The following is a 15,622-nucleotide window of genomic DNA, read 5'->3' on the forward strand; positions in this document are numbered from 1 at the left end:
TTAAAAACGGTTTGTTAAACGCCAAAGATAAGGAAAAGTTGGAAAAACGACTTTAAAGAGAGTAAAAAACTATCTCTTGTCCCCGTAATTGCAGGGCTGCGCAAAATAATCTTATATATTGGTAAATACCTCATCTATCAGATAAATATAAGCAATTATTCTTCAAAACAGGGGTGAAAAAGATCTTATTTAAAAATGAAATACTACTTTTGTAAAAGATATCACCTTAATATATAATGTTATGCAATACATTTACAAATATCAGTCCCCTATCGGTGGAATAACAATCGCAAGTGACGGTAGCTCTTTAACAGGTTTGTGGTTTGATGGACAGAAATATTTTGCAGCTTCGTTGTCTCCGGAACACGAAGAAAAAGTATTGCCCGTATTCGAGCAAACCATAGAATGGCTCGATTGTTATTTCAGTGGAAAAAATCCCGGTTTCATGCCTGAGATACACTTGGAAAGTACTCCTTTCCGTCTCTCCGTATGGGAAATATTAAAAAAAATCCCTTACGGCAAAATCATTACGTACAAGGATATTGCTAAGGAAATAGCTCGCCTAAACGGACTACCGTCCATGTCGACGCAAGCGGTGGGCAATGCGGTGGGACACAATCCTATTAGTATTATTATACCCTGCCACCGGGTTGTAAGTTGTAACGGCAGCCTGACAGGATATGCAGGCGGTATTTCTAAAAAGATAGAGTTGCTCACTCTTGAACAGGTGGATATGACAAACCTGTTCGTACCGAAGAAAGGAACAGCACTGTAAATCCGGAAAATGTCCTTTGCCTGAAAAACTAATTGATTGCTCCGCCTGTTTTATTTTCAGTAGAAACATTCAAATAACAAACCCATGAAAAAGGACATTTTAAAAGACCTGCTTGCTAAACCCGGAAGACAATATTCCGTCTCCGATTTCGATCCGTCATTTATCGGCGAACTATCCAAACAGGATGCTAAAGGTCAACTGACTAAAAACGTAGAGAAACTTTCCGAACTGCAAAGCATGCTCTACGCCCAGGATCGCTATTCGATTCTTATTATTTTTCAGGCTATGGACGCAGCCGGAAAAGACGGGACAATCAAACACGTCATGTCCGGTATCAATCCGCAAGGATGCCAAGTATTTTCGTTCAAGCAACCTTCTGCCGAGGAATTGGACCACGATTATCTCTGGCGTATCAATCGTTGCCTGCCCGAAAGAGGGAGAATCGGAATTTTCAACCGTTCTCACTATGAAGACGTGCTTATCGCCAAAGTGCATCCCGAAATTATACTGTCCAACAAATTGCCGGGTGTAGAAACCATCAAAGACATTGACTCTGATTTTTGGAAACGCCGTTACCGGCAAATCAATGATTTCGAACGTTATCTGACGGAAAACGGAACCGTTGTCCTGAAATTCTTCCTGAACGTATCAAAAGCCGAACAGAAAAAGCGTTTCATGGAAAGGTTGGATGACAAAACCAAAAACTGGAAATTTTCTTCCGCAGATGTTAAGGAACGCCAGTTTTGGGATGAGTATATGAAAGCCTATGCAGATGTACTAACCGAAACATCTACCGAACTGGCTCCGTGGTACGTAATCCCTGCCGACAATAAATGGTTTATGCGCTACGCAGTAGGACACATTATCTGCGAGCGGATGAAACAACTGGACCTGCATTACCCCAAACTATCTGAAGAAGGATTAAAACAACTGGAAGATTGTAAAAAAAGTGTGTCCGATATTAACTTCTGATTCACTTGCACTTATCCTTTTTTATTCTAACTTTGTAGAGCAACTATGTATAAACAAAAAATGATAAGCTATGGACATCCAAACATTTATTCAAAACTTCCGGGAGGCATTCGGAGAGAAGGCCGAACTGCCTCTTGTATTCTGGTATTCGGACACGCAGGAAGGAACGGCGGAAAAAATAAATGGCTGTTTCTTTAAAGGTATGAAAACGGCAAGAGAAGGCGGTATCATCAGCCTGAATGCCGAAACAATCGGCTGTGGTGGCGGCAAGTTCTATACCGGTTTTACCGAAATGCCCGAACACGTCCCGACTTTTGTCTCATTAAAAGAGCGGTACAAACAGACTCCGCAAATGGTCATCGACTTTATACAGCAAATCGGAGTACTCAAAGCAGAAAAGAAATACCTTCATTTTGCGCGTATAGACAGGATAGAAAGTCTGAAAGAAGTGGAAGGTGTCGTATTCATAGCCAACCCCGATATGCTTTCCGGACTTACCACATGGGCTTATTATGATAATAATGCTGAAGACGGTGTAGTTTCCATGTTCGGTTCCGGTTGTAGCTGCATAGTAACGCAAGCTACCATAGAAAATCGAAAAGGCGGCAAACGGACATTCATCGGTTTCTTCGATCCGTCGGTACGTCCCTACTTCGAACCCGATAAATTGAGCTATACTATACCTATGTCCAGATTCAGGGAAATGTGTGGCACAATGCGCCAAAGTTGCTTATTCGATACTCATGCTTGGGGAAAGATCCGAGAAAGAATGGATAGTGAATAGAGCAAAAAACAGGTCAAATAGTTTCAAATAGGTATGAAACTTTTCCATCCTGTTTTTAATATAATAAGCAGATTGTTCTTTACCGGATTAAACCTTTCCTGCAAAGAACAGTCTTATCCTCAAGATATTATTGTTCTATTAAATATAAAAGTTCTTAACGAAAATGGAAACATCTGCCAAGCTCTACTCGCTGAATTACAGTAATGTAAAAACTTACTTGTTCGCTCTGTTGTTTATTGCAGGCAACATTGCACTTCCACAACTATGCCATCTCATACCTTATGGTGGTCCTACCCTGCTGCCCATTTATTTTTTCACGTTGATTGCAGGCTATAAATATGGCTTTCGTGTAGGATTATTGACCGCGATTCTTTCTCCTGTCATTAATCACTTGCTGTTCGCCATGCCTTCGGAAGCTACGCTTCCTGTTATGTTGATAAAATCCACTTTACTTGCTGGAGCTTCTGCCTTTGCCGCACGAATGCTAAAATCTGTCTCTTTATTGGGCGTTCTTGGTGTCGTGCTTTTCTACCAGATTATAGGAATAGCTTTTGAATGGGCGATTCTTGGTAATTTCTATGTAGCAGTACAAGATTTCCGTATCGGTACTCCGGGAATGTTGATCCAGTGGTTTGGTGGCTATGCCTTGTTAAAAGCGATTGCAAAATTCTAAACTCAAAATAGAAAAATGGACAGAAGGGACTTTTTAAAAACAGTAGCCATAACCGGTGCTGCTTTGACTATACAGCACTCGGAAGCTATGGAGGTATTAACTCAGACTATCAATAAAGCAAACGGAGCTAACCCTGATCTGGTAGCAGTCATGGGTGGAGAGCCGGAAGCCATGTTCCGCCGCGCCATAAGCGAACTGGGTGGGATGAAGCAATTCGTTAAACCAGGACAAAAGGTTGTTGTGAAGCCTAACATCGGTTGGGACAAGGTGCCGGAACTGGCAGGAAATACAAATCCGAAGTTAGTGGCGGAAATCGTGAAACAATGCTTTGCCGCCGGAGCAAAAGAAGTGACCGTATTTGACCATACCTGTGACGACTGGCAGAAATGCTACAAAAACAGTGGCATTGAAGCTGTAGCAAAAGCCGCCGGAGCAAAAGTAATGCCCGCACATCTGGAATCTTACTACAAACCGGTAGATCTCCCAAGCGGCAAAAAAATGAAGAAAGCAAAAGTGCATGAAGCAATCCTGAACTGCGACGTATGGATAAATGTCCCTATCCTGAAAAACCATGGCGGAGCCAATCTGACTATCTCCATGAAAAACCATATGGGAATTGTATGGGATCGCGGATTCTTTCACCAAAACGACTTGCAACAATGTATTGCCGATATTTGTACCCTGCAAAAGAAAGCCGCGCTGAACGTTGTAGATGCCTACCGGATTATGAAGACTAACGGTCCTCGCGGACGCTCTGCTTCAGATGTCGTTTTGGCAAAGGGATTGTTTATCTCACCGGATATTGTAGCGGTGGACACAGCCGCTGCCAAATTCTTCAACCAAGTGCGTGAGATGCCGTTGGATACAGTAGGACATCTTGCCAAAGGAGAAGCACTGAAAGTAGGAACCATGAATCTTGACAAATTAAATGTCAAGCGAATCAAGATGTAAATCAACCATGTTAAGAAAGATACGTATTGGAATATCAGCACTTTTTTTTGTACTGATTACTTTCTTTTTTCTCGATTTCGCAGAAATATTACCTAACAGTTTTCATCGTCTGGCACACTTGCAATTTGTTCCAGCCTTGCTTGCATTAAGTGTAGGTATCTTATTATTTCTCATTGTGTTAACACTTTTATTCGGCCGTATCTATTGTTCGACGATATGTCCTATGGGGATTTTGCAAGATATCATTGCGCGCCTGTCAAAATCAACAAGTAAAAAGAAAAAAAGATATAGTTATAGTCCTGCAAAAAATAGATTACGTTGGAGTGTGCTTGGGGGGACTGTCATCTCTTTTCTATGCGGATTCACGTTTATCGTAGGACTGCTTGATCCATACAGCGCATACGGTCGGATAGTAGTACATGTATTTAAACCGATATATATGCTGGGAAATAATCTTTTGGAATCCGCTTTCTCCAAGTTCGACAATTATACGTTTTACCAGGTGGATACTTCTATTTTAAGTATTTCATCTCTTTTCATTGCAGTCGTCATACTTACAATGATTTTTATAATGGCATGGAAGCACGGACGGACTTGGTGCAACACGATTTGTCCTGTAGGAACAATTTTAGGCTTATTAAGCCGGTTCTCATTATTCAAAGTCCGCATTGACTCCGACAAGTGTAACAGTTGCGGACTCTGCGCTACCAAATGTAAGGCAGCGTGCATCAATAGTAAAGAGCATACTGTTGATTATGGTCGTTGTGTAGATTGCTTTGACTGCCTGGGGGGCTGCAAACAAAAGGCATTGATCTACCAACCTTCACTTTCCCCTACCGATTCATCCAAACGTCGTTTTCTCGTTGCAGGACTACTTACTGCCGGAGCAGTTCCGAAACTACTTTCACAAGTTAAAGAATCCGTTGCAAGTCTGGGAGGTAAAAAAGTATACAAAAAAGAGAATCCGATTACTCCGCCGGGGTCTGTCAGCCGTGAACATTTTCAGCAGCAATGTACATCGTGCCATCTTTGTATCAGCAAATGCCCATCGCATGTACTGAAGCCAGCTTTCATGGAGTATGGCTTGGCAGGAGTAATGCAACCTACCGTCAGTTTCGAGAAAGGATTCTGCAATTTTGATTGTACTGTTTGCGGAGATGTTTGTCCTAACGGGGCTATTCTTCCGATAAGTGTAAAGCAAAAACATCTTACACAAATGGGATATGTTGTTTTTATCGAGGAAAATTGCATCGTTTATACAGACGGAACTAGTTGTGGGGCCTGCTCTGAACACTGTCCCACGCAGGCTGTCGCAATGGTGCCTTATAAAAACGGGTTGACGATTCCCCATGTAAATAAAGAGATTTGCGTAGGCTGTGGTGGATGCGAATATGTTTGCCCTGCTCGTCCGTTCCGTGCTATCTATATTGAAGGGAATCCGGTACAAAAGGAAGCAAAACCATTTAAAGAAAGCGAAGAGCACAAGGGTGAAATAGACGATTTTGGGTTCTGATCGGCGTAGTACCGGAACAAAGTTTCCATCCGGCATACTAAAAACTATCCATTATATTCTTTCTACTTTCAATAAATTCACTAAATTCGTGGCGAATTAAAGACAGAAAAAACTCATGGAGGTATATACAAACAATTGGACGAACCGGAAATATCAGATAGGTTATGCTCTAAGTGGAGGATTTATTAAAGGATTCGCTCATTTGGGCGTAATGCAAGCTCTCCTGGAGCATGATATTAAACCGGATATTATCTCCGGAGTAAGCGCTGGAGCTCTTGCGGGAGTCTTTTATGCAGATGGTAATGAACCTCACAAAGTGCTGGATTATTTTTCCGGACACAAATTTCAAGACCTGACCAAGCTGGTAATCCCCAAGAAAGGATTATTTGACCTTTGCGAATTTATAGATTTCCTTCGTACCAATGTAAAAGCAAAGAATCTGGAAGAACTCCAGATTCCCTTGATCATCACGGCAACCGATCTTGACCACGGACGTATGGTTCATTTTCACCGTGGTTCCATTGCCGAACGGGTAGCTGCTTCGTGCTGTATGCCTGTCATGTTTGCTCCGGTAAATATTGATGGAACGAACTACGTAGACGGTGGATTGATGATGAATCTCCCGGTTTCCACTCTCCGTAGAGTCTGTGACAAGGTAGTAGCAGTTAATGTAAGCCCGATCATGGCGCAAGATTATAAAATGAATATTGTCAGCATCGCTATGCGTTCGTTTCATTTCATGTTCCGTGCCAATACTTTCCCTGAAAGAGAAAAATGTGATTTGCTGATTGAACCTTATAACCTATATGGGTATAGCAACACGGAATTGGAAAAAGCGGAAGAAATCTTCGAGCAAGGATATAATACCGCTAACGGAGTGCTGAATCAATTATTAGTTGAAAAAGGAAAGATATGGAAGTAATGCTTCTTATTGAAGTAGTTAATATTAGAAATGTAAAAATCTACTCTATATGAATAACGAAAATAAAATAATTATCTATCAAGTGTTCACCCGGCTGTTCGGCAACAATAATAACCACTGCGTCTACAATGGAGATATAGTCACCAACGGTTGCGGAAAAATGGCGGATTTTACTCTCAAAGCACTTAGTGAAATCAAAAAACTGGGTACTACACATATTTGGTACACAGGTATTATCGAGCATGCTACTCAGACAGATTATCGTCGCTATAATATCAGTCCGGATCATCCTGCCATTGTAAAAGGAAAAGCCGGTTCGCCCTATGCTATCAAAGATTATTATGATGTAGACCCTGACTTGGCGAATGACATTCCCGAACGAATGAGAGAATTCGAGAATCTTGTACGACGTACACATCGTGCGGGACTAAAAGTTATAATTGATTTTGTTCCCAACCATGTAGCACGCCAATACCATTCTGATGCACAACCGGACGGGACTACGGAATTGGGAGCTAACGATGATTCAAGCCAGTCTTTCAGTCCCTATAATAATTTCTATTATATTCCTCAAGCGGAACTTCGTGCCCAGTTTGACATGAAAGACGGTGCGACAGAACCTTATCACGAATTCCCGGCTAAAGCAACAGGCAATAATCGTTTTGACGCTACTCCCAATATCACTGACTGGTACGAGACAATCAAATTGAATTATGGAGTAGACTACCAGAATGGAGGTACGTGCCACTTTTCTCCGATTCCGGATACATGGATAAAGATGTTGGATATTCTTCTGTTCTGGGCTTCCAAAGACATTGACGGTTTCCGTTGTGATATGGCGGAAATGGTTCCCGTAGAATTTTGGGAATGGGCTATTTCTCAAGTCAAAGAAGCATATCCGGACATTCTCTTTATTGCAGAAGTCTACAATCCGAATGAATATCGCAATTATTTGTTCCGTGGAAAATTCGACTATCTGTACGATAAAGTAGGCTTATATGATACACTTCGTAATGTAGCCTGTGGATATGAGTCGGCTGCTTCTATCACTCATTGCTGGCAGAGTCTGAACGGAATTGAGAAAAAGATGCTTAATTTCCTCGAAAACCACGATGAGCAACGCATTGCGTCCGATTTCTTTGCCGGTGACCCACGCAAAGGAATCCCTGCACTTATTGTTTCCGCCTGCATGAATACTAATCCTATGATGATTTACTTCGGACAGGAATTTGGAGAACCCGGAATGGACAGTGAGGGCTTTAGCGGAAGGGATGGACGGACTACTATATTTGATTATTGGAGTATAGACAGCGTCCGTCGTTGGCGTAACGGAGGAAAATTTGATGGTAAAATGCTCAATGAAGATCATAAACGTTTATATGAAATTTATCAAAGAGTGCTGACTTTGTGTAATGAAGAACTGGCTATTGCAAAGGGTGTTTTCTTTGACCTGATGTATGCTAATCAAAATGGCTGGCGTTTCAATGAACATAAGCAATATACTTTTATGCGAAAATACAAGAACGAGCTATTGTTTATCATTGTCAATTTCGACAGTCAACTAGTAGATGTAGCAATCAATGTTCCCTCACACGCTTTCGACTTTTTACAAATTCCACAAATGGAATCCTATCAGGCTGTTGATCTTTTGACCGGTGCGAAAGAAGAAATCAGCTTATTGCCATATAAAGCTACGGAAGTTTCAGTTAGAGGCTACAATGGAAAGATACTGAAAATTGCATTCTGAAAAAGACGAGAAACCCTATATTCCCCTATAACCCGATCACACTATAATGACCGGGTTATTTTATATGTATCATTCAAACAAATAGTCATGATAGCTGTTTAGGTAGATAAATAATCTCCTAAACCATAAAGCTTATGAAGAAATTTAATATTATGGCGGTTCTGTTACTATTTTCCATATCAGTATTAGCGATTGTACCTCCTGATAATGTGCAGGCTACCTTCAAAAAAATGTATCCCAAAACAAATGATATAGCCTGGTCGCAAGATGACGGATACTATTGTGCCAACTTTGTAATGAACGGTTTCACCAAAAATGTATGGTTCAATGCGCAGGGACAATGGGAAATGACGCAGACTGATCTTGTCAGTCTCGATCGGCTGACACCTGTGGTCTATAATGCTTTTACATTTAGTTCTTATGCAAGTTGGGTTGCGGAAGATGTGACTATGGTAGAATTTCCTAAATGGCAGGCAATCATTGTTATTGAGGTAGGACAAGATAATGTTGACATTAAATATCAGTTGTTCTATACTCCTAAAGGGATATTGCTAAAAACACGCAATGTCAGTTATATGTACGACATTCTCGGTCCGGGCACATTCTTATAAAGAAAGCCCTTGCAAATCCAAGTATAGAAAATTTGCAAGGGCTTCTTTATTAATATAAAGAGATATCTACTTCTTCTTTCTCAACACTACGGCAGTACGTGCAGGAATATAAAGTTTCAACCATTCTTTCTTTTCTTTCTTATACAAAGGATCGGCAATCGTGAAGTGAACCACAGAATCATCGGCAAAGCCATTACCACCGAATGCTATATTATCCGTATTCAGAATCACCTCATAAGCTCCCGGAGCTACAAGGAAACCATAGTCTGTAAACGACTGCTTCGGATTGAAGTTAAATACAAAAATCAAATCCTTACGCTCATAAGCCAATACCTGGTCGCCGTCATTATGCCATATTTCTTGTATCGGGGTTGCCTGGAAATCCTTCACACTCTTAATGACTTTCAACATTTCTTCATCGAAGTCACCCATATAGTGATAGGCTAGATTCTTATTGTCGACCAGATCCCATTGGCGACGGGCATATTTGCAAGACCAACCGTTACCCTCACGCGGGAAGTCAATCCATTCGGGATGCCCGAACTCATTACCCATAAAGTTCAGATAACCACCGTTAATTGTGGAAGAGGTCAACAGGCGAATCATCTTATGCAAAGCAATACCACGATTGACTATATAATTTTCATCTCCCTTCTGCATGTGCCAATACATATCCGCATCAATCAGACGGAAAACAATCGTCTTATCTCCTACCAATGCTTGGTCATGGCTTTCTGCATAAGAAATAGTTTTTTCATCCTGGCGACGGTTAGTGACTTCCCAGAACATGCTGGAAGGTTTCCAGTCCTCATCTATCTTTTCTTTGATTGTCTTGATCCAGTAATCCGGAATATTCATAGCCATGCGGTAGTCGAATCCGTAACCACCATCTTCTACTTTTGCAGCCAATCCCGGCATACCGGACACCTCCTCAGCAATCGTTATCGCTTTTGGATTCACTTGATGAATCACTTCATTAGCCAAGGTCAGATAACAGATAGCATTATCATCCTGATGTCCGTTGAAGTAATCTCCGTAATTACAGAACGCTTCACCCAATCCGTGACTATAATACAGCATAGACGTTACACCGTCAAAACGGAATCCATCGAATTTATATTCTTCCAGCCAGTATTTACAGTTAGACAACAAGAAGTGAACGACTTCATTCTTGCCATAGTCAAAACAAAGAGAATCCCACGCCGGATGTTCACGACGCCCTCCCGGATAGAAATACTGGTTCGGATCACCGGCAAAATTACCCAATCCTTCTACCTCATTCTTCACTGCATGGGAATGAACAATATCCATAATAACAGCGATACCCATTCCATGAGCAGTATCGATCAACTCCTTCAACTCATCAGGAGTACCGAAACGGGAAGAAGCGGCAAAGAAACTGGATACGTGGTAACCGAAACTTCCATAATAAGGATGTTCCTGAATAGCCATTATCTGAATACAATTATACCCTTCTTTGGCAATGCGGGGAAGCACCTTTTCACGGAATTCATTATATGAACCTACTTTCTCTTCCTGTTGCGCCATTCCGATGTGACATTCATAAATCAATAGAGGACTTGTGTTAGGTTTAAAAGTCTTTTTCTTGAATTTATAAGGTTTCTCTGGGGCCCATACCTGTGCACTAAAAATTTTCGTCTGTTCATCCTGAACAACACGGGTAGCCCAAGCAGGAATACGTTCTCCCTGTCCACCGTCCCAATATACATTCAGTTTATACAGGTCACCGTGATGAATGGCCCCTTCTGGAAGATTGATTTCCCAAATCCCATTCTTCAGTTTTTTCAGTTTATAGGTAGCCTTTTCTTCCCAGTTGTTGAATGTACCTACTATGTAAATATGACTGGCATTAGGAGCCCATTCACGGAAAGTCCAACCTTTGGCAGTACGGTGCAATCCAAAATAAAGATAGCCCGAAGCGAAATCCGACAGCGTCTGTTTTCCTTTATTAGTCAGTTCGGCTTCTTTATCCAGCACAAATTGATGCCGGCCGGCAATAGCGTCGGCAAAAGGTTCCAGCCAAGGATCGTTTTTGATAAGATTCAGTGTCTTTTCCATATCTGAATTAAATTAGGATTATGCTTTTACTTTTACAATTACTTTTTTCACTCCGTCCGGGGTAATACCAGGAGCGTGTCCGTCTTGCGGGAAGAAGATAGCAAACATTCCCGGTTTCACGGCAATATAAGTTTCAGCTAATCCTTCAAAGAAAGTGATATCTTTTTCTACATTGTATGGAGCATTTGCCGGGACACAGTCTTTAGCAGCAGTATACCCCATGATTTCTGTTCCCGACAATGGAATTTGAATATCAATAAATTCGTTATGTGTTTCCAGTTTAGCCTCTTCTTTAGTCTTAGGTTTGGTCTGTGCAATATTCACCAGCAGATCTTTTCCTTTCAGTTCAGTCTTACCAATTTCCATGGCTTGAAGATCATGAGATTTCAGGAACTCAATAGCTTGTGCAAACAAAGGATTTAAAGACGCATATTTCTCCAGATTTTCTAAAGTATCTACTACCATAAGAGTTTAATTTAAAAGTTTATATTCTAGGTATTATTCAAAATCGTCAATTGTGTAATTGATAAAGTCGGCAAATCGCTTGAATTGGCGGAATACTTTATCTATCTGTTCCAACATATCCGGTTGGGCGAAGAAGTCATCGGGGACATTATAAGAACAGACATATTCTTTACACTTCAAATAATCAATGTATTTAAAATCTTTTGGAAAGCCCTTAGGAGCAGTTTTCAGGAAGTCTTCCCCTATCACCGGAAAGTATTTCTTAAACTCCGGATCTTCTACGATCGCAACAAATTCCTCAATATTGTCATAAATTGACTGCCGCACAGCTTTTAGTACGTTAGACGGCAGGCATAAGCTCCCTCCGGCAAGCATAGATCCAGCAGGTTGCAGATGCACATAATAGCCACAATGATCGGATTTTTTTCCTTTTGCATTGATATAACCGCCAAAATGTATTTTATACGGAGTTTTATCCGTAGAAAAGCGTGTATCACGATAAATACGATACGTACAATCTTTAGGTTGGATGCCTCGAATTGATTCGTCGAACAAGGAGATACGGGCAATAACTGTTGCTAAGAAATTTTCAAACTCGACACGGGCTGTTTCATACTCCGCCCTGTGTTCATTGAACCAGTCACGATTATTATTCGCAGAAAGATCTTTTAAAAACTGAAAGATAACGGGTATGTTCATCTTTATCATTTTCTATTATTACCCTACAAACGTACAAATTTTATTTCATATAAACTACAAAACGCAACAAAAGGACATAAAAAAAGCATCGGCCTGGTAAAACCGATGCTCTAACACATTTATCAAAAAAACAGACTCTTCTGTCTCTGACGTACTTTAGCTTTCACAAGTGGAGTACAATCTCTTTTAATTAATCTTATATCTAATACTATGAAAAACACATAAATATAACAGACGAAAGAACACCTTTGTTCAAAGGTTCTCTAAATATTTCTGTTAATAATAGTTTATAGAATTAAATGTTTTTCATCAATCGGTATCACGATTTGTCCCCAATCAATCATCGCATTGAATAACATAATACGGAAATAGCTTCCCAACTGTGTATGCAATATCTCCTTTTCTTGAATCAAATGCTTGTCCAGAAGTTCAGCCCGCTTGGTTCCCTTGAGTAGCGGGCACGACGGAGTAAACCATGTATTGCCGTCATAAAGAGCTATATTGGAAATAGATGTATCCGTCAGGTATCCGTTTCTTACCACTAATATATCATCAGCCGTTTCTCTCTGGGCGTACAATGAATTTAGTTCTTCCCGATTCGTACTTTTATAAGTATAATCAATAGTATCCGACGTAACCAGACGTAAAGAGGAAACTTTGCGCCTCTGATAAGGAACGTATGTAATTTCTTCTATCGCCTTTCCGTAAACAATCCGGCATTTCCAGATACCTTCCAATGATTGGGGAGAAATAAATTCACCTAAGTCAATATCGGCAACATCTTGCCAGAAGGCGGCACGAGTCCGGTTGCAACGTTCCGTATGATAATTGATATTATAAATCTTTCCATCTTCTATTCGGATCGTTTCAATAAATGGGCACATATACTTTCTGTTTCATTTCATTATATTCATTTTCCACATCACTTTGGCTGGTAATCCCACCCCCACTCTTAAAATACATTTTACCACCCTCCTGCTCCACAAAACGGATCATAACTGCGCTATCGAGGTCCTTACCGTCAAAATAGCCCATAATACCTGTATAGAATCCCCTGTCATAGGTTTCAGCCTCCTTGATAATCTGCATTGTTTTTTTCTTCGGAGCTCCTGTGATAGAACCGGCTGGTAAAAGCCGGAATATAATACTTCCCAAATTTGTCAGATAATCATCCGGCAGTACACCCTGTATTTCAGAACTTGTCTGAAGAATACTCCCTTGATTGGTCTGCAATTTATCAATATACCGGTATCGGGATACGGATACTTGTTCGGCCACCATGCTCAAATCATTACGAATCAAATCTACAATAGTGGCATGTTCCGCCGTTTCTTTAGGATCGTTGATTAATAGCCGGTCAGCCGAAGGGGTTGAAGCATTAATCGTTCCCTTCATGGGGTAGGAATATATTCTTCCATTATGAATTCTTATAAATATTTCGGGAGAAAAAACCGTAAAAGCATCTCTGACCCATAATTTATACATAGCTTTTGAATAACAATAGATATCTTTCAAAGTCAGATTTGTTTCTACCGGAGTGCGACAAGTCAAGTTAGTGAGAAAACTATTTCCGGCAAAGATGTTTCGTTGGACAATATCAAACGAATGTTGATATGTAGCCAAAGATTCCGGGAAAGATTGCCAACGAAGTCGCTTTCTTGACAAAAAAGCTATATTATTCTCTGCAAACATGGGCTGATTCGTAAAACCATTCAAGTTATAGAGTATTTCGGCAGGGTCTACCGAAGATACTGCTTCTATATAAGAAGCATCCTGCTGGTAATTAATGATAAAAATAAAAGGACGACAGGATTGCCCTAAATAGTTCATTTGTCTGATAGCCTGTTCTTTTGTATATAACTGCATGGATTTGTTCTATTTTTAAGTGAAGCAAATGTACGCAAAAAGTATAGATTAGAAAAAGGTGCAACAAAAAAAGGGTTGCCACCGTGTCTATCGGGCAACCCTTATTATCTATACGAGATCGGTCAAATTACTTCATTGCATCCTGTACCTGAGGAATCATTTTTTTCACATTTGCGTTGTCAGGAGATACCTTTGCTGCTTCTTCCAAGTAACCTAATGCTTCTTTAAATCTAGCTGTTGCTTTTTCTTTTTCAGCAGCATATTTATCTGCATCAGAGTTTGCTAAAGGAGTTGCTTTTTTCAGGATATTGGCTCCGTCATTATAACATAATACTCCAAGGCTGTATAAAGCATTTGTTTTATATGATTTGTGATCCAGAGGAATTACCTTCTTGAAACATTCTTCTGCTTCTTCAGCTTTACCAGCTTTTTGGGCGGCGAGTCCGGCTTTCAAGTAGTGTAAACCATAATTCTTGATCATAGTTTTATTATTCGGATCAACTTTCAAGCCTTCTTCCAATGTAGCAACGTATTCATCTGTTTTCTTCAATGCATCCAAAGCCAAAGCTTTACGGGCATACGCATTACCAGTATTAAACTTCTTCTGAATAGCAATATCAAAGAAAGTTACGGCTTCCGCATACTTCTTCACTTCATCTGCTGCTATACCGCAATAGTATGCTGTTGCAGAATCCTGATTATTAGTTTGTTTCAAATATTCGCTGAACTTAGCGTAGGCCACAGGATAATTCTTAGCATTGAATGCGTCATTTCCTTCTTTCTTAATTTGATTAGGATCCGTTTGTGCAAAAATGTTAGTTACTGCAATACTAAATGCAAATAAAAAAATCAATTTCTTCATAACTTTATGTGTTTTTTAGTTGTTTATCGTCCAAAAGTATAAGGAATAATAGAAAGACACAACCCTATTTTTGTTTTTTTGAGCTTTTTGAAACCTATATAACGTTCGTTATTCTTCGTAAAAACGGGCTTTTATTCTCAAATACAGCGTAAAAGGAATCACCCTTTTACGCCTTTCTCGGCCGTCAAAGGGGTGATACACAAACTGTTTGGGTAACTACTTTTATCAAATAAATATAGTATACAACAAGAAAATGTATAGAGGGATATTTAATGTTCTATGAGGGACAACAGGGAATAAAATCAAATATACTGTCACAAGAGTTCTTCCAAATATCTCCTTTTATTAACTTCCCGAAAAAAATGCTATTCATTTGTTTATCTATAAAACACGAATTCAGTCCCCACCTAATTAAATAAAAAAAACTTCTTTCATAAAATACTGATTCATAGCACCAAAGAAAAATATGAATAAAAAAGTTCCAGAAAGTTTTTGAGTTTTCATAAAAAGCACTACCTTTGCATCCGAAAATAAGGCTGGTTCCGTAGCTCAGCTGGATAGAGCAACGCCCTTCTAAGGCGTGGGTCAAGCGTTCGAATCGCTTCGGAATCACTATTAACATCCGGTAACATTTAAATGTTATCGGATTTTTCTTTTAAATAGCTGATATTAAACGTTTTACTTTCGCCCCGTTTAACTTTTA

At 40.0% G+C, this 15,622-nt stretch carries 15 protein-coding genes and 1 tRNA gene; 10 read left to right on the forward strand and 6 right to left on the reverse strand.

Annotated features, from left to right (window positions below):
- Nucleotides 1-241: 241 nt before the first annotated feature.
- The 9 genes from BHV72_RS12600 to BHV72_RS12640 all read left to right on the forward strand — a co-directional run bounded on the left by BHV72_RS12600 (nt 242) and on the right by BHV72_RS12640 (nt 8,948).
- Nucleotides 242-775: a methylated-DNA--[protein]-cysteine S-methyltransferase gene (locus BHV72_RS12600; RefSeq protein WP_022042376.1), complete on the forward strand. Its 534-nt coding sequence runs from the start codon at nt 242-244 to the stop codon at nt 773-775.
- A gap of 84 nt (nt 776-859) precedes the next feature.
- Nucleotides 860-1,747 carry a polyphosphate kinase 2 family protein gene (locus BHV72_RS12605; protein WP_005675932.1) on the forward strand — a complete coding sequence of 296 codons (888 nt, stop codon included), beginning with the start codon at nt 860-862 and terminating at the stop codon, nt 1,745-1,747.
- A gap of 70 nt (nt 1,748-1,817) precedes the next feature.
- A complete protein-coding gene (locus BHV72_RS12610) occupies nt 1,818-2,531 on the forward strand; it encodes a DUF169 domain-containing protein (RefSeq protein ID WP_022042375.1) in 714 nt (237 codons plus the stop codon).
- Nucleotides 2,532-2,694: 163 nt separating this feature from the next.
- On the forward strand, nt 2,695-3,204 hold the full coding sequence (locus BHV72_RS12615; protein WP_005675935.1) for a hypothetical protein: 510 nt from the start codon (nt 2,695-2,697) through the stop codon (nt 3,202-3,204).
- A 15-nt stretch (nt 3,205-3,219) separates the two neighbouring features.
- Nucleotides 3,220-4,155 (forward strand): DUF362 domain-containing protein, encoded by a 936-nt coding sequence (locus tag BHV72_RS12620; RefSeq protein ID WP_005675936.1) that lies wholly within the window; start codon nt 3,220-3,222, stop codon nt 4,153-4,155.
- Between the two features lie 7 nt (nt 4,156-4,162).
- Entirely contained in the window at nt 4,163-5,668 is a 1,506-nt protein-coding gene (locus BHV72_RS12625; protein WP_286856117.1) for a 4Fe-4S binding protein, read from the forward strand.
- A 115-nt stretch (nt 5,669-5,783) separates the two neighbouring features.
- Nucleotides 5,784-6,590 carry a patatin-like phospholipase family protein gene (locus tag BHV72_RS12630; RefSeq protein WP_005675938.1) on the forward strand — a complete coding sequence of 269 codons (807 nt, stop codon included), beginning with the start codon at nt 5,784-5,786 and terminating at the stop codon, nt 6,588-6,590.
- A 49-nt stretch (nt 6,591-6,639) separates the two neighbouring features.
- Nucleotides 6,640-8,337 (forward strand): alpha-amylase family protein, encoded by a 1,698-nt coding sequence (locus tag BHV72_RS12635; protein ID WP_286856118.1) that lies wholly within the window; start codon nt 6,640-6,642, stop codon nt 8,335-8,337.
- A 134-nt stretch (nt 8,338-8,471) separates the two neighbouring features.
- Nucleotides 8,472-8,948 (forward strand): PepSY-like domain-containing protein, encoded by a 477-nt coding sequence (locus BHV72_RS12640; protein ID WP_005675941.1) that lies wholly within the window; start codon nt 8,472-8,474, stop codon nt 8,946-8,948.
- A 66-nt stretch (nt 8,949-9,014) separates the two neighbouring features.
- Here BHV72_RS12640 and BHV72_RS12645 read toward each other — a convergent pair whose 3' ends face one another.
- From BHV72_RS12645 to BHV72_RS12670, 6 genes are all read right to left on the reverse strand, one after another.
- A complete protein-coding gene (locus tag BHV72_RS12645) occupies nt 9,015-11,027 on the reverse strand; it encodes an alpha amylase C-terminal domain-containing protein (RefSeq protein ID WP_055171293.1) in 2,013 nt (670 codons plus the stop codon).
- Between the two features lie 18 nt (nt 11,028-11,045).
- Nucleotides 11,046-11,492, reverse strand: a complete 447-nt coding sequence (locus BHV72_RS12650; RefSeq protein ID WP_022042371.1) for a NanQ anomerase/TabA/YiaL family protein — start codon at nt 11,490-11,492, stop codon at nt 11,046-11,048.
- A gap of 33 nt (nt 11,493-11,525) precedes the next feature.
- Nucleotides 11,526-12,200, reverse strand: a complete 675-nt coding sequence (locus BHV72_RS12655) for a DUF2461 domain-containing protein (RefSeq protein ID WP_005675944.1) — start codon at nt 12,198-12,200, stop codon at nt 11,526-11,528.
- 278 nt (nt 12,201-12,478) lie between these two features.
- On the reverse strand, nt 12,479-13,075 hold the full coding sequence (locus BHV72_RS12660; protein ID WP_055171288.1) for an aminotransferase class IV family protein: 597 nt from the start codon (nt 13,073-13,075) through the stop codon (nt 12,479-12,481).
- Nucleotides 13,059-14,057 carry an aminodeoxychorismate synthase component I gene (locus tag BHV72_RS12665; protein ID WP_005675946.1) on the reverse strand — a complete coding sequence of 333 codons (999 nt, stop codon included), beginning with the start codon at nt 14,055-14,057 and terminating at the stop codon, nt 13,059-13,061. Before BHV72_RS12665 ends, BHV72_RS12660 begins: the two co-directional genes overlap by 17 nt.
- Before the next feature lie 127 nt (nt 14,058-14,184).
- Nucleotides 14,185-14,919 (reverse strand): tetratricopeptide repeat protein, encoded by a 735-nt coding sequence (locus tag BHV72_RS12670; RefSeq protein WP_005675948.1) that lies wholly within the window; start codon nt 14,917-14,919, stop codon nt 14,185-14,187.
- Between the two features lie 538 nt (nt 14,920-15,457).
- Here BHV72_RS12670 and BHV72_RS12675 point away from each other — a divergent pair.
- Nucleotides 15,458-15,531: transfer RNA gene (locus BHV72_RS12675), tRNA-Arg, on the forward strand.
- Nucleotides 15,532-15,622 lie beyond the last annotated feature (91 nt).

This window comes from Bacteroides sp. 43_46 (genome assembly GCF_001915455.1).
Lineage (GTDB): Bacteria > Bacteroidota > Bacteroidia > Bacteroidales > Bacteroidaceae > Bacteroides > Bacteroides caccae.